This window comes from Brachybacterium sp. UNK5269 (genome assembly GCF_049266655.1).
Lineage (GTDB): Bacteria > Actinomycetota > Actinomycetes > Actinomycetales > Dermabacteraceae > Brachybacterium.
The window spans coordinates 1,063,717-1,084,022 of record NZ_CP184883.1 but is presented as its reverse complement, the minus strand read 5'-3'; the positions used below and the strand labels follow the sequence as shown (position 1 = coordinate 1,084,022).

The 20,306-nt window shown below is 74.1% G+C and carries 16 protein-coding genes and 1 pseudogene; 4 read left to right on the top strand and 13 right to left on the bottom strand.

The genetic code is table 11. From position 1 onward, the window contains the following. Positions 1 to 170: 170 nt before the first annotated feature. On the bottom strand, positions 171 to 440 hold the full coding sequence (gene rpsO, locus ACOJUI_RS04965; RefSeq protein ID WP_422116983.1) for a 30S ribosomal protein S15: 270 nt from the start codon (positions 438 to 440) through the stop codon (positions 171 to 173). A gap of 156 nt (positions 441 to 596) precedes the next feature. Next, complete coding sequence (locus ACOJUI_RS04960) at positions 597 to 1,613, bottom strand: bifunctional riboflavin kinase/FAD synthetase (protein ID WP_422116982.1); 1,017 nt, start codon at positions 1,611 to 1,613, stop codon at positions 597 to 599. A gap of 431 nt (positions 1,614 to 2,044) precedes the next feature. Here ACOJUI_RS04960 and ACOJUI_RS04955 point away from each other — a divergent pair, with 431 nt between their 5' ends. Then, complete coding sequence (locus ACOJUI_RS04955; RefSeq protein WP_422116981.1) at positions 2,045 to 3,559, top strand: L,D-transpeptidase family protein; 1,515 nt, start codon at positions 2,045 to 2,047, stop codon at positions 3,557 to 3,559. A 94-nt stretch (positions 3,560 to 3,653) separates the two neighbouring features. On the opposite strand, the gene truB is transcribed toward ACOJUI_RS04955, so the two are convergent. From truB to rimP, 7 genes and pseudogenes are all read right to left on the bottom strand, one after another. Beyond that, positions 3,654 to 4,568, bottom strand: a complete 915-nt coding sequence (gene truB / locus ACOJUI_RS04950) for a tRNA pseudouridine(55) synthase TruB (protein ID WP_422116980.1) — start codon at positions 4,566 to 4,568, stop codon at positions 3,654 to 3,656. Next, complete coding sequence (rbfA, locus tag ACOJUI_RS04945; RefSeq protein ID WP_422116979.1) at positions 4,565 to 5,074, bottom strand: 30S ribosome-binding factor RbfA; 510 nt, start codon at positions 5,072 to 5,074, stop codon at positions 4,565 to 4,567. The genes truB and rbfA overlap by 4 nt, the downstream gene beginning before the upstream one ends. Further along, complete coding sequence (locus ACOJUI_RS04940) at positions 5,071 to 6,225, bottom strand: TRM11 family SAM-dependent methyltransferase (protein ID WP_422116978.1); 1,155 nt, start codon at positions 6,223 to 6,225, stop codon at positions 5,071 to 5,073. Before ACOJUI_RS04940 ends, rbfA begins: the two co-directional genes overlap by 4 nt. 59 nt (positions 6,226 to 6,284) lie before the next feature. Continuing rightward, a pseudogene (gene infB / locus ACOJUI_RS04935) lies at positions 6,285 to 9,166 on the bottom strand (translation initiation factor IF-2). A gap of 96 nt (positions 9,167 to 9,262) precedes the next feature. After that, a complete protein-coding gene (locus ACOJUI_RS04930; protein WP_422117619.1) occupies positions 9,263 to 9,490 on the bottom strand; it encodes a YlxR family protein in 228 nt (75 codons plus the stop codon). A 219-nt stretch (positions 9,491 to 9,709) separates the two neighbouring features. Further along, positions 9,710 to 10,696: a transcription termination factor NusA gene (nusA, locus tag ACOJUI_RS04925; protein WP_422116977.1), complete on the bottom strand. Its 987-nt coding sequence runs from the start codon at positions 10,694 to 10,696 to the stop codon at positions 9,710 to 9,712. A 1-nt stretch (position 10,697) separates the two neighbouring features. Further along, positions 10,698 to 11,414 (bottom strand): ribosome maturation factor RimP, encoded by a 717-nt coding sequence (gene rimP / locus ACOJUI_RS04920; protein WP_422116976.1) that lies wholly within the window; start codon positions 11,412 to 11,414, stop codon positions 10,698 to 10,700. Positions 11,415 to 11,540: 126 nt separating this feature from the next. On the opposite strand from rimP, the gene ACOJUI_RS04915 reads away from it, so the two are divergent. After that, positions 11,541 to 12,623, top strand: coding sequence for a DUF4439 domain-containing protein (locus ACOJUI_RS04915; protein WP_422116975.1), 1,083 nt, complete (start codon positions 11,541 to 11,543; stop codon positions 12,621 to 12,623). A gap of 16 nt (positions 12,624 to 12,639) precedes the next feature. On the opposite strand, the gene ACOJUI_RS04910 is transcribed toward ACOJUI_RS04915, so the two are convergent. Next, complete coding sequence (locus ACOJUI_RS04910) at positions 12,640 to 14,424, bottom strand: proline--tRNA ligase (protein ID WP_422116974.1); 1,785 nt, start codon at positions 14,422 to 14,424, stop codon at positions 12,640 to 12,642. 117 nt (positions 14,425 to 14,541) lie between these two features. Between ACOJUI_RS04910 and ACOJUI_RS04905 the strand changes: the two genes are divergently transcribed. Together ACOJUI_RS04905 and ACOJUI_RS04900 are read left to right on the top strand one after the other, a co-directional pair. Further along, on the top strand, positions 14,542 to 15,933 hold the full coding sequence (locus ACOJUI_RS04905; RefSeq protein WP_422116973.1) for a hypothetical protein: 1,392 nt from the start codon (positions 14,542 to 14,544) through the stop codon (positions 15,931 to 15,933). A 54-nt stretch (positions 15,934 to 15,987) separates the two neighbouring features. Then, a complete protein-coding gene (locus tag ACOJUI_RS04900; protein WP_422116972.1) occupies positions 15,988 to 16,824 on the top strand; it encodes a class I SAM-dependent methyltransferase in 837 nt (278 codons plus the stop codon). Positions 16,825 to 16,840: 16 nt separating this feature from the next. Here the strand turns inward: ACOJUI_RS04900 and ACOJUI_RS04895 are convergent, their stop codons facing one another. The 3 genes from ACOJUI_RS04895 to ACOJUI_RS04885 form a co-directional block, all read right to left on the bottom strand. Continuing rightward, positions 16,841 to 17,671: a GNAT family N-acetyltransferase gene (locus tag ACOJUI_RS04895; RefSeq protein ID WP_422116971.1), complete on the bottom strand. Its 831-nt coding sequence runs from the start codon at positions 17,669 to 17,671 to the stop codon at positions 16,841 to 16,843. Between the two features lie 26 nt (positions 17,672 to 17,697). After that, positions 17,698 to 18,858: a flavodoxin-dependent (E)-4-hydroxy-3-methylbut-2-enyl-diphosphate synthase gene (gene ispG, locus ACOJUI_RS04890; protein WP_422116970.1), complete on the bottom strand. Its 1,161-nt coding sequence runs from the start codon at positions 18,856 to 18,858 to the stop codon at positions 17,698 to 17,700. A 104-nt stretch (positions 18,859 to 18,962) separates the two neighbouring features. Next, entirely contained in the window at positions 18,963 to 20,306 is a 1,344-nt protein-coding gene (locus tag ACOJUI_RS04885) for a M50 family metallopeptidase (protein WP_422116969.1), read from the bottom strand.

Below are 20,306 nucleotides of genomic sequence, written 5' to 3'. Positions count from 1 at the left end.
GCCGGTGCGGCCTTCGTCAGTCACCCGCGGCGGGGGCGGGACCGGGGAACCGGTCGCCTGCTCCGCAGGTCACTGCCGAGGACCGAACCTGGTCGGGGCGGTGTTCTGAGGGCCCGCCGCAGCGGGCACACGAAACCGCCGCCCGCCCTGGGGGCGAGCGGCGGCACATGTCATCGGCGGATGCCGAGGCGCTTGATCAGCGCACGGTACCGCTCGATGTCGACTGCCTGGAGGTACTTCAGGAGCCGCTTGCGCTGACCGACCAGCAGCATCAGACCACGACGCGTGTGGTGATCGTGCTTGTGGGTCTTCAGGTGCTCGGTCAGGTAGGTGATGCGGTGGGTGAGCAGCGCGACCTGGACCTCGGGCGAACCGGTGTCGCCCTCGCCGGTCGAGTACTCCGAGATGATCGCCTGCTTGGTGGCGGTGTCGAAGGCCATGTGGTTCTCCTCTGGTCGTTTGCGCGGCGCTCCGGGGCCTGCTGCCCCGAGCTCTCTGGGCGAGCGGCCCCCGTCGGCGCACGACCGCGAGGGTCACTGCTGCAGGGTGGGGGCGGATCCGCTCTCCGCGGCCGGTTTCACGGCTAGAGCAGGATATCAGTCGGTCGCCTCCGCCAGGGAGGGGGCGCCCTCGAGAGTGCGGCGGGTCACCTCGACGTCCTTGGCCATCTGCGCGATCAGCGCCTCGACCGAGTCGAACTTGAGGGTGGGCCGCTGGAAGTCCACGAACTCGAGCCGCACGGTGTCGCCGTAGAGATCGAGGTCGTGGTCGTCGTGCACGTAGGCCTCGACGGTGCGCCGCGGCGCACCGTCGTCCGCGAAGGTGGGGTTGGTGCCGATGGAGATCGTGGCGGGGGCCCCGGCCAGCGGCGCGGTGCCCAGATGCGAGGGGTGCTGCTCGGTGACCGTGAGGTACCCGGCGTAGACGCCGTCGGCGGGGACCAGACCCTGGGGCGCCGGTCCCAGGTTCGCGGTCGGGTAGCCGAGCTCGTGGCCGCGCCGGTAGCCGTGGTGGACGACGTCGGTGACGGTGTGCATCCGGCCCAGGGCGGCGTTGGCCGCGCGCACGTCGCCGTCCAGCAGGTCCTGGCGGATCCGGGAGGAGGAGATGCGGCCGGTGCCCTCCCCCTCGGGCCCGAGGTCCGCGACCGTCACCACCTCGAAGCCGTGGACCTCCCCCAGCTCCCGCATGGTCTCGATGGTCCCGGTGTTGCCGCGCCCGAACAGGGCGTCCTCCCCCAGCACGACGCACTTCATGCCCAGTCCCTCGACCAGGAAGAGGCGCACGAAGTCCTCGGGCGAGTGCTGGGCGAACTCGCGCGTGAACTCGAGGTCGAGCACCCCGCCCATCCCGGCCAGCAGCAGCAGCCGGTCGCGGTCGGCGTGCCCGGTCAGCAGCGGCGGCCGGCCGGGGGTGCCCATCACATGGCGCGGATGCGGCCAGAAGGTCAGCGCGACCGGGACCAGGGCGCGCGACTCGGCGTGGCGGCGCAGCTGGTCCAGCACGAAGCGATGGCCGCGGTGGATCCCGTCGAAGTTGCCGATCGAGACCGCGGTCGCGCCGAGGTCGGCGGGCACCTCGTCGACGGAGTGCCAGATGGGGAGGCGGGTCACGGCTGGGTGGGATCCTTCCAGGGCCGGGAGCGCTCCGGCTCCCTGCGGGGCACGGGCACCGCTGCGCGGCGCGCGGTGACCCGCGAGCGCCGGATGACGAGGAGCCGGGGCGGAACTGCGAACGGGGATCACTGTAACGCCCGCCGCCGCGCCGTCCGCCTCCGCGCCGGGGTGCGCCGCGCCCGGCCGCGGCGGCAGGTGCCGCGAACGGGTCCCGTCGGCTCCTGCGCGGCGGCCCGGCCCGCCGGGTCCCCGGGCCGACGGGCCTCCGGCGGTGACCGGGCTGTGACGAAGCTCGGAACCCTGGCTCTGTCGATGGGCGGATGCGCTCCACTACCCTGAAGGACAAGGCGGCGCCGGGGAGGGACCCCTGTGCCCTCCCGCGTACTGCGGGGGCTGACACGACGGCCGCTGAGAACGGATCGGATTCCATGACGAACGTGACCGACTCGGCCGCGCTGGGCGGCCCGATGCGACCCTCCGACCGCCGCGGCCGTCGACGGGTGACCCTCGTCCTGGTGGCCGTCATCGCGGTCATCGCGATCGTGCTGACCGGCGGCGCTCTGGCCTACGCCAAGCAGTTCGAGGGCCGCGCCCTGCCGGGCACCACCGTGCTCGGCCAGGATGTCGCCGGCAGCACCCCCGAGGAGATCAGCGCCCTGGTCGCCGAACGCGGTGAGTCGGTGACGGTCGCCGTGACCGCCGGGGAGGAGCAGCATGAGGTGGGGCTGGCCGACCTCGGCGTGAGCGTCGACGCGGACGCCACGGCGCAGGCGGCGCTCGCCCGCGACGACTCGTTCACCGACGTGCTCGCCTCGACCTGGTCCGGTGAGCACACGGTGGAGCCGGTCGTGGTCGTCGACGAGGCCGCGGTCGCCGACTTCGCCGAGGGACTCGTGCCCGCGGACCTCACCAGCCCGGTCGACGCCCAGGTCACCTTCGACGAGGAGGAGCAGACCTGGAACGCCGTGCCCGGCCGCAACGGGCAGGGCGTGGACCCGCAGCACTTCGTGGACGCCGTGCAGCAGCACGCGCCGGCGCTCGAGGACTTCGCCGTCGAGCAGCCGGTCGAGCAGATCGCGCCCGCGATCACCACCGAGGAGGCCGAGGAGACCGTCGGCACGATCACCACGCTCCTCGAGCAGCCCATGAGCATCACCGGGGCCGACGGCGAGCCGCAGGAGGTCTCCGCCGAGCGCCGCAGCGGCTGGATCTCCGTGGTCCCCGACGAGTCGGGCCAGACGCTGAGCATCGCGGTGGACGAGGAGGGCGTGCGCGAGTGGGTCACCGCTCGCGCCGACAAGGACGCCGTCGAGCCCAAGAACGGCATCGAGCAGATCGACGAGACCGGCAAGGTGGTCAAGGTGGTCGCCGAGAAGAAGGACGGCCTCGAGATCACCAACACCGACGCGGTGGCCGAGCAGCTGATCGGGGCCCTGAAGGGCGTCACCCCCCTCGAGGCCGCGTTCGAGACCAAGCAGGTCAAGTCCGAGGTCGAGAAGGTCGACGCCCCCAAGGACGAGCAGACCGACGCCGAGGGCACCACTCCGGCCGATCCCACCGGCGAGAAGTGGATCGACGTCGACCTGACCAGCAAGACGGTCACCGCCTACGTCGGCGAGACCCCGGTCTGGGGTCCGCGGAAGATGGTCGACGGCAAGGAGGGCAACGAGACCGTCACCGGCTCGTACGAGATCTACCTGCGCTACGACGAGCAGGACATGACCAATGCGAGCCGCTACCCCGAGGGCCACGAGAAGTACTACTACACCCACGACGTGCCCTGGGTGCAGTACTTCCACCGCGGCTACGGCTTCCACGGTGCGCCGTGGCGCTCCTCCTTCGGGTACTCCGGCTCCCACGGCTGCGTGAACATGCCCGTCTCGGATGCCAAGTGGCTCTACGACTGGGCGAGCATCGGGACCCGCACCGAGGTCCACTACTGAGCTGACGACGCCGATCATCGGCGCCGCGCCACGCAGAAGGCCCTTCCCGGGATTCCGGGAAGGGCCTTCTGGTCTCGTACGGCACTCGTGCGTCTCAGCAGCGGGCCTCGGGCGGCACCACCAGCAGCGGTCGCCAGCGCTCGGCCTCGCGCTCGATGATCGCCACCAGCGCCCCGGCCCCGTCCCGGGCGGCGACGGGGCCGTCGGACGGCGCCGCGGCGGCCTCGCTCCGGATCCGCTGCCCGGTGCCGAGAGCGGCGGCCTGGTCCTCGTCCACCGCCAGGGTGGGCAGCACCTGCGCGGCGATCGCGCCGAGGCCGTGCAGGGGCAGCTCGACGTCGTCGCCCTCGCCGCGGGCGGGGACGCAGAGCGCCTGCTCGACGCCGAAGGGTCCCACCGCCGTGCGCCGCAGGGCGGTGAGGTGCCCGCCGACGCCGAGGGCCGCGCCGAGGTCCCGGGCCAGGGCCCGCACGTAGGTGCCGGAGGAGCAGTCGATCTCGACGTCGAGGTCCAGGTGGCCGTCGGCCTCCCGGCGGGCGGTGACCTCGAAGCGGCTGATCCGCACCGGCCGGGCGGCGAGCTCGACGTCCTCGCCGGCCCGGGCGCGGGCGTAGGCCCGCCGGCCGTCGACCTTGATGGCGCTGACGGTGGAGGGGACCTGCTGGATGTCCCCGCGCAGGCGCTGCACCTGCTGCGCGATCGCGGCGTCGGGCAGGGAGGTGGCATCGACGTGCTCGCCGAGCGTCTCCCCCTCCCGGTCGTCCGTGGTGGTGGCCCGTCCCAGCCGGATCGTGGCGTGGTAGGTCTTGGGCAGGCCCACCAGGTAGGTCAGCAGCCGGGTGCCCTGTCCGATGCCGAGCACCAGCAGCCCGGTGGCCATCGGGTCCAGGGTGCCGGCGTGGCCGACCTTCCGGGTGCCCAGCAGCCAGCGCACCCGGGCGACCACGTCATGGCTGGTGCGGTCGGGGGCCTTGTCGACCAGCAGGATGCCGTGCGGGGCGGGGCTCACGCGTCCTCGCGGCGCGGCGCGTCCTCGCCGCCGTCCTCGTCGAGATCGCCGTCGAGGTCGCCCTCGAGGTCGTCCTCGAGCTCCTCCTCGCGGGGCTTCCGGTACGGGTCGGCCTCGCCGGCGTAGGCGGCGCCGATCTTCGCCTTCTCGAGCTCGGCGTCGCGGCCGCGGGCCTCGGACAGCAGGTCCTCGATGACGCGGGCGTTCTCCGGGATCGCGTCGGCGATGAACTCGAGGGTCGGGGTGAGCCGGACCCCGGTCTGGCGGCCCACCTCGCGGCGCAGCATGCCGGTGGCGCTGACCAGCGCGGCGGCGGTCCCCTCGCGCTCCTCGTCGGTGCCGAGGACGGTGTAGAACACGGTGGCGTGCTGGAGGTCGCCGCTGACGCGGACGTCGGTGATGGTCACGAAGCCGAGCCGGGGGTCCTTGACCCGGGTGTCGAGCATGGTGGCCACGATGACCTTGATGCGGTCGGCGAGCTTGAGGGCACGGGGGTGATCGGTCATGGGGTGGGGTTCTCCTGGTCGGTGCCGAGGGCTGCGAGCGCCTCGGCACGGGGGTGGTCGGTGGGGACGGCGAGCAGCACGTCGCGGTCGATGGACTGGTCGACGCGGTGGCGGAAGGCGCCGTCGCGGCTGATGACCCGCAGCCCGGCCTCGGCCAGCACGGCGCTCGCAGCGTCGTGGTCGAGGGTGTGCCGGTTCAGGGCCAGCGCGACTCCGGCGCCGTCGCGCAGCAGGGAGCGCCAGCCGGGGGCGGCGGCGCGCAGCACCTTTAGCGGCGAGCGCTGCCAGGAGCCCACGGCGCGGGAGCCGTGCTGGACGCCGTAGGGCAGGTCCGCGACCAGCGCGTCGACGCTGCGGGCGGGCAGCAGCTCGCCGAGCCGGGTGGTGTCGCAGCCGAGCACGGTCAGGCGCTGGCTGCGGCCCTCGCGCAGGGCGTGCTTGTCGGGGGCGAGCTCGGCCTCGATCCGGCTGCCCAGCTGCTCGCCGTGCACGGTGAGCCTGGTGGCGGACAGCGTGTGCTTGTAGCGGTGGGTGCGCAGCCAGGTGGCCAGGAACGCCCGGTAGGCCTCGACGTCCTTGCGGTCGATGTCGGCCCCCAGCGGGCTGAGGCCGAGGCGGAGGGCGCGGTTCAGCGTGGTGCCGCGGCCGCAGAGCGGGTCCAGCAGGTTCAGGGAGCCGTCGAACAGTCCGGCGCGGCGGGTGCTGAGGGCGGCGGCGAGGTTCACCAGCAGCGCGGTGAACTGCTCGTTGGTCTTGCCGGGGTACTTCAGGATGGTCTCGAGGTCTCCGGGGTGCCGCAGCGTGGTCGGGAGCTCCCGTGGACGCAGCAGCGGCGCACCGCCCTCGGGGCCGCCCGCGTCGGCGTCCTCGACGAGGTCGAGCACGCCGAGGGTCGAGGAGAGGGAGCCGAGCAGTCGGCCGACGAGGTCCGGGTCGGGTCCCGGCCGGTCGCCCGCGGCGTCGGCCGGGGGCGCGGGCCAGCGGATCTCGAGGGCGTCCATCCCCCCGGTCCGGCGCTCCCGCACCAGCGGCGCCGAGGCCAGGTGGGCGCCGAGCACCCACCTGGCCTCGGCCAGGGCGAGCGGCCCCGCGGCCTGCGCGTAGACGCGGTTGGCCGACGGGGACCGGAGGACGAGGACCGCCTCGGTCATAGGACTCTCCTCCCCCGCGGAAGCGGCCGGGCGCCTGCTGGGCGCCCGGCCGGATCCGATCAGCTGCGGGGCTTCTCCTGCATCTCGTAGGTGGTGATGAGGTCCTCGAGCTGCAGGTCGTTGTACGAGCCGAGGTTGATGCCGCACTCGTAGCCGTCGCGGACCTCGGTGACATCGTCCTTGAACCGTCGCAGACCGGCGACCTCGATGTTCTCGGCCACCACCACGCCGTTGCGGGTGATGCGAGCCCGGGCTCCGCGGCGGATGATGCCGCTGCGGACGATCGAGCCGGCGATGTTGCCGAACTTGGAGGAGCGGAAGATCTCGCGGATCTCCGCCGAGCCCAGCTCGACCTCCTCGTACTCCGGCTTGAGCATGCCCTTGAGGGCCTGCTCGACCTCGTCGATGGCGTTGTAGATCACGCTGTAGTACTTGATCTCCACGCCCTCGCGGTCGGCGTACTCCGCGTTCAGCCCCTCGGCGCGCACGTTGTAGCCGATGATGACGGCGTCCGAGGCGACGGCGAGGTTGATGTTGTTCATCGTGATCGCGCCGACGCCGCGGTCGATGATCCGCAGATCCACGCCGTCGCCGACGTCGATGCCCAGCAGCGACTCCTCGAGGGCCTCGACCGCACCTGCGGCGTCGCCCTTGAGGATGAGGTTGAGGGTCTCGACCTTGCCCTCGGCCATCGACTTGGTGATGTCCTCGAGGCTGATGCGCTTGCGGGCCTTGGACAGCGACGCGGCGCGCTTGGCGGCCTCGCGCTTCTCGGCGATCTGCCGGGCGGTGCGCTCGTCGGGTGCCACCAGGAAGGAGTCACCGGCGCCGGGCACCGAGGTCAGGCCGAGAACCTGCACGGGGCGGGACGGACCCGCCTCCTGCACGCTCTCGCCGTTCTCGTCGAGCATCGCGCGGACCCGGCCGTGGCCGGTGCCGCAGACGATCGCGTCGCCGACCCGCAGGGTGCCCTGCTGGACCAGCACCGTGGCGACCGGGCCGCGACCGCGGTCCAGGTTCGCCTCGATGGAGACGCCGCGGGCGTCCTTGTCGGGGTTGGCGGCCAGCTCGAGCGCGGCGTCCGCGGTCAGCAGCACCGCCTCCAGCAGCGCGTCGATGTTGAGGTTCTCGCGGGCGGATACGTCCACGAACATCGTCTCGCCGCCGTACTCCTCGGCGACCAGGTTGTACTCGGTCAGCTGCTGCCGGATCTTCTCCGGGTTGGCGTCGGGCTTGTCGACCTTGTTGACCGCGACCACGATCGGCACGTTCGCCGCCTGGGCGTGGTTGAGCGCCTCGATGGTCTGCGGCATCACGCCGTCATCGGCCGCGACCACGAGGATCGCGATGTCGGTGACCTGGGCACCGCGGGCACGCATGGCGGTGAACGCCTCGTGGCCCGGGGTGTCGATGAACGTGATCGCGCGGTCCTCGCCGTCGTGCTGCACGCCGACCTGGTAGGCGCCGATGTGCTGGGTGATGCCGCCGGCCTCGCCGGCTCCGACGGTCGCCTTGCGGATGGTGTCCAGCAGGCGGGTCTTGCCGTGGTCGACGTGACCCATGACGGTGACCACCGGCGGACGCGGGGCGCGGTCCTCCGCGCCCTCCCCGGCCAGCTCGGCGTCGAGATCGATGTCGAACTGCTCGAGCAGCTCGCGCTCCTCGTCCTCCGGGGAGACGATCTCGATCCGGTATCCCAGCTCGGTGCCGAGCAGGTCGAAGGTGTCCTCGTCCAGGGACTGGGTGGCGGTGGCCATCTCGCCCATCGCGAACAGCACCGTGATCAGCGACGCCGGGTTGACGTCGATGCGGTCGGCGAAGTCGGTCAGCGAGGCGCCGCGACGCAGGCGGATCGGCGTGCTGCCGTCACCGCGCGGGATCTGCACGCCGCCCGGTGCGGGGGCCTGCATCTGCTCGAACTCCTGGCGCTTCGCCCGCTTCGACTTGCGCGAGCGGGCGGGCTTGCCGCCACGACCGAACGCACCCTGGGTGCTGCCGCGTCCTCCGCGTCCGCGGGGACCGCCGCCACCGGCGGGAGCGCCGCCGGCAGGAGCGCCGGGACGGCCGCCGGGGCCCGGACGACCGCCGCGGCCGCGAGCGGCACCGCCCTGGTTGGCGTCGGCGAGGCCGCCGCTGGAGTGCTGGCGCATGATGCCGGGGGTCGGCATGCCGGGTCGCGGAGCGCCGCCCGGACGGGGTGCACCCTCACGGGGGTGCGGCCGCCGGCCTGGTCGGTGGTGGCGCCGGGACGCGGCGGGCGCTGCCCGGGACGGGGCATGCCCTGCGAGCTGGCGAAGGGGTTGTTGCCGGGGCGGGGACCGCCCGGGCGCGGGGCGCCGTCGCGCTGGGGGCCGCCCTGGCCGGGCTTGCGGGCACCGGGACGGGGCATGCCCTGCGAGCTGGCGAAGGGGTTGTTGCCGGGCCGGGCACCGCCGGGGCGGGGCGCGGGACGGTCACCACCGGGCTTGGGAGCCGGGGCGGGCTTCTCGCCGCCCGGCTTCGGGGCCGGCGCGGCAGGAGCCTCGGCCGCGGCGGGCGTCGGCGCGGCCGGTGCCTGCTCGGCGGGCTTCGGAGCGGCCGGTGCCTGCTCGGCGCGCGTCGGCGCGGCGGGCTTCTGCTCGGCGGGCTTCTGCTCGGCGGGCTTCTGCTCGGCGGGCTCGGCCGGGGCGGCCGCTGCGGCGGCCGGCTTGGCACCGGGCTTGGGCGCGGCGCCGGGCTTGGGGGCGCCACCGGGCTTGGGGGCACCGGCGGGGGCGGCGCTCTTGGCGGGGGCGTCGCCGCCGGTGGCGGGGAGCTCCTCACGCAGCCGACGGGCGACCGGCGCCTCGATGGTCGAGGATGCTGAGCGGACGAATTCGCCCATGTCCTGCAGCTTCTGCAGAACGACCTTGCTGGGGTGTCCGAGCTCCTTGGCGAGCTCGTGGACGCGGACCTTAGCCACATTTCTCCTGTCTCGGTCCGGCCGACAAGAGGGCTCGGACCATCAATTCCTGCGGGTGCTCATTGGCGAGTACTCATCGGATGTCCATGGGTTCTTCTACCTGTTCCACGTTCGGGTGGGATCGAAGTGCTCGAGGTCCCGGGCGAGATGCCCGGTGTCGACAGCGCCGCGGAATGACCGGGCGAAGCCGCCTCGCCGCTCGGCGAGCTCGAGACATGAGGCGTCGGGGTGGAGCCACGCCCCGCGGCCGGAGGCCGATCCGGTGGGATCGACGCGGACGCGAGGGGCGGCGCCGTCGGGAGCGGACTCCCGGACCAGACGCACCAGCTGCTCGCGCGGGACCACCTGACGGCAGCCGACGCACGTGCGCTCGGGGCGATGGGGTGCGGGTCGCGTGACCACGTCACCACCTCCGTTCCGAGCGAGTCCGCCGGGCAGGGCACCCGGATCGACCTGCGATCCTCGGCGCCGCTCGGCGAACAGCCTCCCCAGGATAGCGGACACCTGCCGCGGCGGCCGCACCGGGGAGGCATGGGACACACCTCAGGCGTCGGTCGGCGAGCGCGGGTCGCTGTCGGGGCGGATGTCGATCTTCCAGCCGGTCAGCTTCGCCGCGAGGCGGGCGTTCTGGCCGTCCTTGCCGATCGCCAGGGACAGCTGGGTCTCCGGCACCACGGCGCGCACCGCCCGGCCCACCTCGTCGATCACGGTGACGCTGGTGACCTTCGAGGGCGAGAGGGCGTTGGCGACGTAGGTGGCGGGGTCCTCGTCGAAGTCGACGATGTCGATCTTCTCGCCCCCCAGCTCGTTCATCACCGAGCGCACGCGGGCGCCCATCGGGCCGATGCAGGCGCCCTTGGCGTTGACCCCGGGGACCATGGCCCGGACCGACATCTTGGTGCGGTAGCCCGCCTCGCGGGCCAGGCCGGCGATCTCGACGGTGCCGTCGGCGACCTCCGGGACCTCGAGGGCGAACAGGCGCCGCACCAGGTTCGGATGCGAGCGCGAGAGGGTGATCTGGGGACCCTTGGGGCCGCGCCGCGCCTCGGTGACGTAGGCGCGCAGCCGGCGGCCGTGGGAGTAGTCCTCCCCCGGCACCCGCTCGTGCGGGGGCAGCACGGCCTCGACCTCGCCGAGGTCCACCAGCACCATCCGCGGGTCGCGGCCCTGCTGGATGATGCCCGAGACGATGTCGTCGGCGCGGTCGGCGTACTCGCCCAGCACCGCGTCGTCCTCGAGGTCGCGCAGGCGCTGGAAGATCACCTGGCGGGCGGTGGAGGCGGCGACGCGTCCGAAGTTCTCCGGGGTGTCGTCCCACTCCTCCACCACCGTGCCGTCCCCGTCGCGCTCGCGGGCGATCACGGCGACCTTCCCGGTGGCCTCGTCGATGATCACCTCGGAGTCCCGTACGGGATGGTCGGTGTGCAGGTAGGCGGCGTGCAGCGCGGAGCGGATGGCGTCCATCAGCACCGGCAGCCGGATGTCGCGTTCGCGCTCGAGGGCCCGCAGGGCTCCCAGGTCGATGTCCATCTCAGCTCTCCTTCGATGCGGCGGGGTGGGCCGCGGCGGTGGTGTCGTCGGCGGCGGGGTGGGCCGCGGCGGTGGTGTCGTCGGCGGCAGGGTGGGCCGCGGCGTCCGTGGGGTCCGCTGCGGGGGCGGGCTCCGAGGCGGCGCGCTCCTCCGCGGCGGTGGTCTCGAGGTCGGCGAGCAGCTGCGCGAGGTCGGCGGGCGGGTCGAACTCGACCTCGACCCGCGCGGCGGTGACCTCGGCGATCGACAGCTCGAGCTGCTCGCTGGTGCCGGCGGGCCGCTTCCGGGGTCGTCCGCGGTCGTCGCGGCCCGGCTCCTGACGCAGCCGCAGCAGCTCCCCGTCCACCGCGAGCAGGCGGGCGCGGTACGCGGTGCCGTCGGCGGCGGTGAGGGAGAGCAGCCGGCCGCGGGAGCGGCGGAAGTGTCGGGCGGCGCTCAGCGGCCGGTCCGCGCCCGGGGTGGTGACCTCGAGGACGACGGGGTCGGGCCCGAGCAGGGAGTCGTCGGCGTCGACCAGCTCCGAGAGCTCCCGCGAGGCCGCCGCCACGGTGTCGAGGTCGGCGCTGCCGAGCCGGTCCTCGGGGAGGTCCACGATCAGTCGCACCTCGGGGGCCCCGCCGCCGTGACGCACCTGCACGTCCTCGAGCACGAGTCCGTGGGCGTCGAGCACCCGGGTGGCCGTCTGCCGCAGGATTCTCTGGTCGTCGAGTGCGCTCATGGCCGCTCGCCTCCTCCTGCTATGGGTGCCTGTGCTGCCCGGGCCGATGCCCGGGCGACTGGCTCCAGGATAGTGTCCGCGCGCGGTCCGCGCCTCCCCGGGCGGCCCCGATGCGAGAATCCTCCTGTGCCCTGCCCCGTCCGGACCTCCCCGCCAGCGCCCCGCCTCTCGCGCCGGGGGCTGCTGCGCTCCGCTGCGGCCGGCGCGCTGGCCCTGGTGACGCTGGCGGGCTGCGGGCCGGTCGCCCTCGGCGGACCCCAGGAGCACACCCCGCCGCCGCCCGGGATCGACGACCTCTACCGCGCCGACCTGCTCGCGGTGATCGAGCGGGCGATCGCGGGCACCGAGCACCTGGTCGAGCAGGCCGGCGGGATCGCCGCCGGCAGCCCGGCGCTGTCGGCGGCGCTGGACGTGCTGGCCTCCGCCCTGCCGGTCCAGCGCACCGCCCTGCTCACCGGCGCCCAGGCCGAGCGGGAGCGGGAGGCCCGCCAGGATCCGCGCGGGCAGTCCGCGCCCCCACCGCCGGCGGACGCACCCACCGACACCGCGGGTCTGGTCGCCGCGCTGGTCGAGCTGCGCGATCTGGCGGTCGCCGCCTCCCGGCAGGTCTCCGGGTCCCTGGCCCGTCCCACCGCCGGGATCGCGGCGCACAGCGCCTGGATCGCGCTGCGCCTGCGCTCCGCCGCCGGGACCGGGGAGGTCACCCCGTCCCCGACGGCCGAGCAGATCGTCCCCGGCCGTGAGGTGCCGGCGACCGACCCGCCCTCGGTGGGGGCGCAGGCCGACTTCCACACCCTGCTCGAGCAGGCCCAGCAGGAGGAGTGGTACGCCGGATACCTCCACGAGGTGCTGGCCGCCCGCACCGAGGGTGAGGCCCGCGAGCGCCACCTCGGGCGCTCGGCGCTGCACCGCGCCCGCGGCCAGGCGCTGGGGCTGATCGCCGAGGAGGAGGGCGCCCCGGTGGTGCCGCGGCAGGCGCTCTACCCGATCCCGGGCGGGACCCTCGACCCGGAGCGGGCCGGGCAGCTGCCCACGCTGCTCGCGCAGGGGCTGCTGGTCGACCACGTCTCCCTGGTGGGGGCGGCGCCCTTCGCGCACCGCCCGCTGTCGATCGCGGCGGCGCTGGCGGAGGCGGAGCTGCTGGCCCCCCTGGTGGACCGGATGGAGCCGCTGCCGAGCCTCGAGGCCGAGGACCCGGCGGACGGCTGAGCGCCGCCGCCGGCGCTCAGGCCCCGCGGACCGCCGCGACCACGGCGTCGACGACCTCCTGCGGGGAGACCTCCGCGATCGCGCCGCCGGCCCGATCGCGCACCTCGACCACCCCGGTGGCCAGGCCCTTGCCGACCACCACGGAGGTCGGCACGCCCAGCAGCTCGGCGTCCTTGAACTTCACGCCCGGGGAGACCTTGGGGCGGTCGTCGTAGAGCACCTCGAGCCCGCGGGCCTCGAGCTCGGCGCCGATGCGCTCGGCCTCCGCGAAGATCTCCTGGCCCTTGCCGGTGGCCATGATGTGCACGTCGGCCGGTGCCACCTGGCGGGGCCAGACCAGGCCCCGCTCGTCGTGGTGGAGCTCGGCGATCGCTGCCACGGCCCGCGTCACCCCGATGCCGTAGGAGCCCATGGTCACCACCTGGGTCTTGCCGTTCTCGTTGAGCACCTTGAGGTCCAGCGCCTCGGCGTACTTGCGGCCCAGCTGGAAGATGTGGCCCATCTCCATGCCGCGGGTCAGGCGCAGCGGGCCGGAGCCGTCCGGCGCCGGGTCGCCGTCGCGCACCTCGGCGGCCTCGACGGTGCCGTCGGCGGTGAAGTCGCGACCGTAGACGAGGTCGTAGACGTGCTGGTCGGGGGTGCCGGCGCCGGCGACCCAGGCGGTGCCGGGGACCACCCGCGGGTCCACCAGGTACCGGATCTTCGCGGCGGCCTCGAGGCCGAGCCCCGCGGGGCCGATGAAGCCCTTGGTCAGCGTCGGGTGGGCGGCGAAGTCGGCCTCGCCGAAGGGGGTCGCGACGGCGGGGGCGACCGCGGCCTCGAGCCGCTTGTCGTCCACCTCCCGGTCGCCGGGCAGGGCGATCACCAGCGGCTCGGTGCTGCCGTCGGGGTAGGTGAGCTTGTAGACGAGGTGCTTGAGCATCTCGTAGCGCGTCCATCGGCCGGACTCGTCGACCCGGCCCTGGCCGGGGAAGGTCTGGTTCGAGAAGTCGGTGAGGGCGGCGATGGTGCTCGCGCCGGGGGTGTCCTCGACGTGCGCGGCCGGCAGCGCGGCGATGGCGGCCTCGTCCAGGGGCGCCGGGGGCACGGTGGTGACGGCCTCGACGTTCGCGGCGTAGCCGCCGTCGGAGATCACGAAGGTGTCCTCGCCGACCGGGGTGGGGTGGAGGAACTCCTCGGAGCGGGAGCCGCCCATCGCCCCGGCGTCGGCCCGGCAGATCACCGTCGGCAGGCCCAGCCGCTCGAAGGTGCGCTGATAGGCGCCGCGCTGCTTCTCGTAGGAGACGTCCAGGCCGGCGTCGTCGATGTCGAAGGAGTAGGCGTCCTTCATGAGGAACTCGCGGGTGCGCAGCAGGCCCGCCCGGGGACGCGCCTCGTCGCGGAACTTGGTCTGGATCTGGTACAGCATCGTGGGCAGGTCCTTGTACGAGGAGTACAGGTCCTTCACCGTCAGGGTGAACATCTCCTCATGGGTGGGCGCCAGCAGGAAGTCCTCCTGGCGCCGGTCCTGCAGCCGGAACAGGAGCGGGCCGTAGTCGTCCCACCGGCCGGTGACCTCGTAGGGGGCGCGCGGCTGCAGCGCCGAGAACAGCACCTCCTGGCCCCCGATCGCATCCTGCTCCTCGCGCACGATCTGCTCGACCTTGCGCAGCACCTTCAGGCCCAGCGGCAGCCAGGTGTAGACGCCGCCCGCGCTGCGGCGGATGTACCCGGCGCGCACCAGCAGCCGATGGCTCGCCACCTCGGCGTCGGCCGGGTCCTCCCGCAGGGTGCGGACGAACGAGGAGGACAGACGAATCATGGAGCAGGCCTTTCCCACGGAGCGGAGCGGTGCGGGGCCACCGGTGGCGCGCGCGGGCCCATCGTACTGGGCGGCGGCGCCGGGGAGCGTCGCCCGGGCCGCCGGTAGCCTGGGCGGATGCATGAGCCAGGAGAGCAGGCGCCGGTCGCCCCGGCGACGGCCGGCGGCGACCCGGGCCGCGCCCTGCCCGGCCGCCCCGCCTCCCGCCGCCGGCTGCTGCAGGGCGCCTGCGCCCTCGCCGCGGTGGCGGCCGTCGGCACCGGCGGCGTCACCGCCCAGCGCCTGCTGCGACCGGCGGTGGATCCACGCACCGTGATCCCGCTGTACTCCGGGACCGTGGCCTACGACGCCGCCGGCCGGCGGACCCTGGTGGCTGCGGGCGACGCCGCGCTCTCCCTTGTGCCGGGCTCCCGTCTGGCCCTCGACCTGCCGGCCGCCTCCCCGGTGCGGGAGCGGGCGCAGGGGTTCGCCGGCGGGTCCGCGGCCTGGCGCGACCGCGTCGCGGCCGTCCTGGCCGCGGACCCGGTGCTGGTGGACCTGGCCGACAGCGCCCTGGCCGACCTCTGGGTGCTCACCGACGACCTGCCCGCGCCGGTCGCCGGATGGAGCCCGCGCTGGCAGTACGTGTGGCCGCGCGACGCATCCTTCGGCGCGGTGGCGCTGGCGCGGATCGGCCACCTGGACCGGGCGGTCGCTGCCCTCGAGCACCTGCAGGGCCTGCAGGCCGGCGACGGCTGGTTCGAGGCCCGGTTCCTGCCCGGCACCGACCGGGCCCCGGATCGTCGCGGGCGACAGTTCGACGGCACCGGGCTGCTGCTGTGGGCGGCCTCCGAGGTGATCGCCTGCGCCCCCGCCGCGCGGCGCGACGAGCTCCGGGAGCGGCTGCGACCGCTGATCGGCACCTCGCTGTCGGCGCTGCTGGGCGCCACCCGGGGCGGGGCGGGGCTGCCGCCGGTCTCCCCCGACTACTGGGAGGTGCGCGAGAGCTCGGTGACGCTGGGCATCATGGCGGCCACCCTGGCGGGGCTGCGGGCCGGGGCCCACCTCACCGGGCGGGCCGCCGCGCAGGAGGCGGCCGAGACCTTCACCGTGCTGCTGGCGGGCACCTTCGGGGCCAGCGGCCACCAGCGCTACCGGGGCGGTGGCGGGGCCGATTCCGCCCGCGCCTTCTTCGACGCCACCGGTGGCCACGGCGTGGTGCCCCTGCCGTCGCTGCGCGCGCTGCGCCACGAGCTCGCCCGCCCCGCCGGGGGGATCGCGCCGGGGGCCGCCTGGCGCGAGGACGGGATCAGCTGGACCCCCTCGACCAGTCTGCTGGCCCTCGCCCTCGCCCGCGCGGGAGACCGCGGCGCCGCCCAGGAGCTCCTGCACTGGCTCGCCGCGCACCGCACCGCGGCGGGCTCGCTGCCCGAGAAGGTCCTCTTCGACGGGAGTCCGGCCGCCGTCGCGCCGCTGTCCTGGACCGCGGCGAACGTGCTGATCACCCTCGACGTGCTGGCCTCCGGCTGAGGGCGCCGGGATATCCGCTGGTGGGACCGGTGCCCGCCCGCTAGCGTGAGCGCCATGAGCTCCCCTGAGACCTGGTTCGAGGACAACCGACGGAACTGGGACGACCGCGCCGCCCTGCACGAGGCCGCCGGCTACGGCATCGAGGAGCTGATCGCCGACCCGGACCGGATCAGCCCCGAGCTCGCCCAGGACCTCGACCTGATCGGGGACCTCACCGGGGCGGACGTGGTGCACCTGCAGTGCCACCTGGGCACCGACACCGTGAGCCTGTCGCGGCTGGGTCCCCGGCGCACCGTCGGGGTGGACCTCTCCCCCGGCTCCCTGCGCCGCGCCCGCTCGATCGCCGCCCGGGCCGGCGCGGACATCGAGTTCGTCGAGGCCAACGTGTACGACGCCCGCGCGGCCCTGACCGGTGACTTCGACCTGGTGTACACCTCGATCGGGGTGCTGTGCTGGCTGCCGGACGTGACCGCCTGGGCGCGGGTGATCGCCTCCCTGCTGCGGCCCGGGGGCCGGTTCCTGCTCCGCGACGACCACCCGATGTCCATGACCATCGGCGAGGACGTCAGCGCCGGCCTGCGCATCGAGCAGCCCTACTTCCAGCGCGCCGAGCCGATGACCTGGGACGAGGCGGGCAGCTACGTGGAGTCGCCCGAGGGGTTCCCGCAGCTCGCCCACGGCGTCAGCCATCAGTGGAACCATTCGATCGGGGAGATCCTCACCGCGCTGCTGGGCGCCGGGCTGGTGCTGGACTCCTTCGCGGAGACGCCGTACTCGGCGTGGGCTCCCTGGCCGGAGCTGATGGTGCGCGAGGGGGACCGCTTTCGCCTGCGGGAGGATCCGGACCGGGTGCCGCTCCAGTTCGTGCTCACCGCGCACCGGCCCGGCTGAGGGGCGGCCGGCCGGCTCAGAAGAGGATGGTGGTGAGCTCGCCGACCTGGCGGAAGCCGGCGGCGTCGTAGGCGCGGCGGGCGGGCTCGTTGAAGTCGTTGACGTAGAGCGAGACCTGCGGGGCGTGGTCCTGCTGCACCTGGCGCGCGAGCTGTGCCATCGCGGCCCGGCCCAGGCCCCTCCCCCGCTGCTCCGGCCGCACCCACACCCCGTGGATCTGGGCGACGGGTCCGAACAGGGCGCCGACGTCGGCCTTGAACTGCACCTGACCGTCCTCGATCACGACGTAGGTGCGGCGGTGCCGGATCAGCTCCTCGACCCGGGAGCGGTAGCCGCGGCCGCCGTCCCCCTGCAGCGGGTCGATGCCCACCTCCTCGCGGAACATGGCCACCGCGGCGGGGAACACGAGCGTCTCCTCCCCCGGCTCGGCGGGGCGCAGCGGCACCGGCGGGAGCTCGGGGAGGTCGGCGAGGTCGTCGGCCACCAGCAGCGGCTGGCTCCAGCGGTACTCGCGCACGTCGGCGCCCCAGGTCGGCGCCAGCGACTGCCAGAGCGCCTCGACCGCGGCGCGCTCGCCGACCACCGAGCTGGCCCGGCGGGAGCGGGCCGCCAGGTGTCGACCGAACTCGCCCAGGGCCAGTCCGGTCGCCGACAGCGGGGAGACGTTCACGCCGTGCCACAGCAGGCCGTCGGGGCGTGTCTCGTCCCCGGCCAGCGAGAACTCCTGGAGCACCGGGGCGGACCGTGCGGCCTCGCGCAGCCGGGCGCCCGCCAGGGCGTTGGTCAGCGGATCGGTCAGGGCGTGGGCCAGCGCGACGTCGAGGCTGCCGGGACGGAGCGCTCGCACCCGTCCGCCGCGCCGGAACATGCCCCTCAGCCCACGGACACGGACGGGGCGCCGGCGGCGGACTCGGCCTCGCCCATCTCGGCGGCGATCCGGTTGGCCTCGGCCAGCAGGGTGGCGACGATGTCGGCCTCGGGCACGGTCTTGATGACCTCGCCCTTGACGAAGATCTGGCCCTTGCCGTTGCCGGAGGCGACGCCGAGGTCCGCCTCGCGGGCCTCGCCCGGTCCGTTGACGACGCAGCCCATGACCGCGACGCGCAGCGGCACCTCGAGGTGCTTGAGCCCCTCGGTGACCTCGTCCGCGAGGGTGTAGACGTCGACCTGGGCGCGGCCGCAGGACGGGCAGGAGACGATGTCCAGCTTGCGGGGCTTGAGGTTCAGCGACTGCAGGATCTGGTTGCCGACCTTGACCTCCTCGACCGGCGGGGCGGAGAGGGACACGCGGATGGTGTCGCCGATGCCCTCGCCCAGCAGGATCCCGAAGGCCACCGAGGACTTGATGGTGCCCTGGAAGGCGGGGCCCGCCTCGGTGACGCCGAGGTGGAGGGGCCAGTCGCCCTCCGCGGAGAGCTGGCGGTACGCATCGACCATGATCACGGGGTCGTTGTGCTTGACGGAGATCCCGAAGTCGTGGAAGTCGTGCTCCTCGAACAGGGACGCCTCCCACTTCGCGGAGGCCACCAGCGCCTCCGGGGTGACCCGGTCACCCTTCATCATCCGCGGGTCGATGCTGCCGGCGTTGACGCCGATGCGCAGCGCGGTGCCGTGGTCCTTGGCGGCCGCGGCGATGTCCTTGATCTGGTCGTCGAAGCGGCGGATGTTGCCGGGGTTCACGCGCACCCCGGCGCAGCCGGCCTCGATGGCCGCGAAGACGTACTTGGGCTGGAAGTGGATGTCGGCGATCACGGGGATCGGGGACTTCGCGGCGATCACCGCCAGGGCGTCGGCGTCCTCCTGGCGCGGGCAGGCCACCCGCACGATGTCGCAGCCGGCGGCGGTCAGCTCCGCGATCTGCTGGAGGGTCGCGTTGATGTCGTGGGTCGGCGTGGTGGTCATCGACTGCACGGTGATGGGCGCGTCGCCGCCCACGTAGATGCTGCCGAGCTTGACCTTGCGGGTCGGCCGCCGGGGCGCGAGGACCGGCGGGGGCGTCTTGACGGTGGGGATGCCGAGGCTCACTGAAGTCACCCCTCCATTATGGACTCGCGGCCTGGGCCGTGCGAGGCGAGGTGCGACACCTCCACCGCTCCTGCACTCCCGCGGTGGCGCGGGGCACAGGGGTCTCGGGGGTCTCAGGGGAACAGGGTGATGGGCTTGACGATGTCCGCGTACAGCAGCAGCACGGTCATCGCCACGAAGACCAGGGCGACCGCATTGGTCAGCGGCAGCATGCGGGACATGTCCACCGGGCCGGGATCGGGCCGGCCCCGCAGCCGGGCCAGGAGGCGGCGCGCTCCCTCGAGCAGCGCCCCGGCGACGTGGCCGCCGTCCAGGGGCAGCAGCGGCACCAGGTTGAACACGAACAGCGCCATGTTCAGCGAGGCGAGCATCGAGATCATGGTGCCGGTCTTCTCGCGCAGCTCGAAGCCGGGCTGCTCGGCGGAGGCGACCTCCCCGGCCAGGCGGGAGACGCCGACCACCCCGAGCGGACCGTTCGGGTCCCGCTCGGCGCTGCCGAAGGCGGCCTGGCCGACCTCGTACAGCCGCACCGGCAGGGTGAGGATCAGCTCGGCGGTCCGGGTGAAGGCCGACCAGGCCATCTCCGGCACCGCGGCTGGGGACTGCGGCACCAGGTCCGTCGTGCCGGCGACCCCGAGGAAGCCGACCTGCTCGGTGACCAGGTCCCCGTCGGCGTCGAGCACGGCGGCGCCGTCCGCATCGAGCACCGGGCGGGCGTCGAGGATCGGCGTCGCCTCGAGACGGAGCCGCTGCCCGTCCCGTTCGACGACGACCTCGACGGTGCGGTCGCCGCTGGAGCGCACGGCGCTGGTGACGTCGGCCCAGCGCTCGATGGGACGACCGTCGATCTCGCGCAGGGTGTCGCCGGGCCGGATGCCCGCGGCGCGGGCGGGCGCGGGGGGCCGGCCCTCGCAGCTGACGTCGGCGGGGGCGTCGGCGGGCACCACGCACTGCGAGACGCTCTGCACGGTGGGGGTGAGGGCCGGCAGTCCGATCCCGCTGACCAGCACCACCATCAGCACCACGGAGATCAGCAGGTTCATGGCGGGCCCGCCCAGCATGACCACCAGCTTCCTCGGCACCGACAGGGCCACGAAGGTGCGGTGCGCGTCCTCCGGCCCGTACTGGGAGGCCTCGTAGGCCTTCGCCTGCTCGGACATCTCGGTGACCTGCTGCAGCAGCCCGGTGGAGTCCTCGCGGATGGTGCCGGCGGGCTCGCCCCGGTGCGGGGGGAACATGCCGATCATGCGGATGTACCCGCCCAGCGGGATCGCCTTGAGGCCGTACTCGGTCTCGCCGCGGGTGCGGGAGAGCACGGTGGGGCCGAAGCCGATCATGTACTGGGTCACGCGCACCCCGAACAGCTTGGCCGGGACCAGGTGGCCCACCTCGTGCAGCGCGATGGAGGCCGCGAGGCCCACCGCGACGACCAGCACCCCCAGCGCGAACAGCAGCAC

Bases quoted from the DNA above. Each gene is read 5' to 3' on its own strand.
- nusA (WP_422116977.1), bottom strand. From the start codon at position 10,696: ATGGACATCGACCTGGGAGCCCTGCGGGCCCTCGAGCGCGAACGCGAC.
- rbfA (WP_422116979.1), bottom strand. From the start codon at position 5,074: ATGACCGATCACCCCCGTGCCCTCAAGCTCGCCGACCGCATCAAGGTC.
- ACOJUI_RS04910 (WP_422116974.1), bottom strand. From the start codon at position 14,424: ATGATTCGTCTGTCCTCCTCGTTCGTCCGCACCCTGCGGGAGGACCCG.
- ACOJUI_RS04900 (WP_422116972.1), top strand. From the start codon at position 15,988: ATGAGCTCCCCTGAGACCTGGTTCGAGGACAACCGACGGAACTGGGAC.
- rimP (WP_422116976.1), bottom strand. From the start codon at position 11,414: ATGAGCGCACTCGACGACCAGAGAATCCTGCGGCAGACGGCCACCCGG.
- ACOJUI_RS04905 (WP_422116973.1), top strand. From the start codon at position 14,542: ATGCATGAGCCAGGAGAGCAGGCGCCGGTCGCCCCGGCGACGGCCGGC.
- ACOJUI_RS04955 (WP_422116981.1), top strand. From the start codon at position 2,045: ATGACGAACGTGACCGACTCGGCCGCGCTGGGCGGCCCGATGCGACCC.
- rpsO (WP_422116983.1), bottom strand. From the start codon at position 440: ATGGCCTTCGACACCGCCACCAAGCAGGCGATCATCTCGGAGTACTCG.
- ACOJUI_RS04940 (WP_422116978.1), bottom strand. From the start codon at position 6,225: ATGACCGAGGCGGTCCTCGTCCTCCGGTCCCCGTCGGCCAACCGCGTC.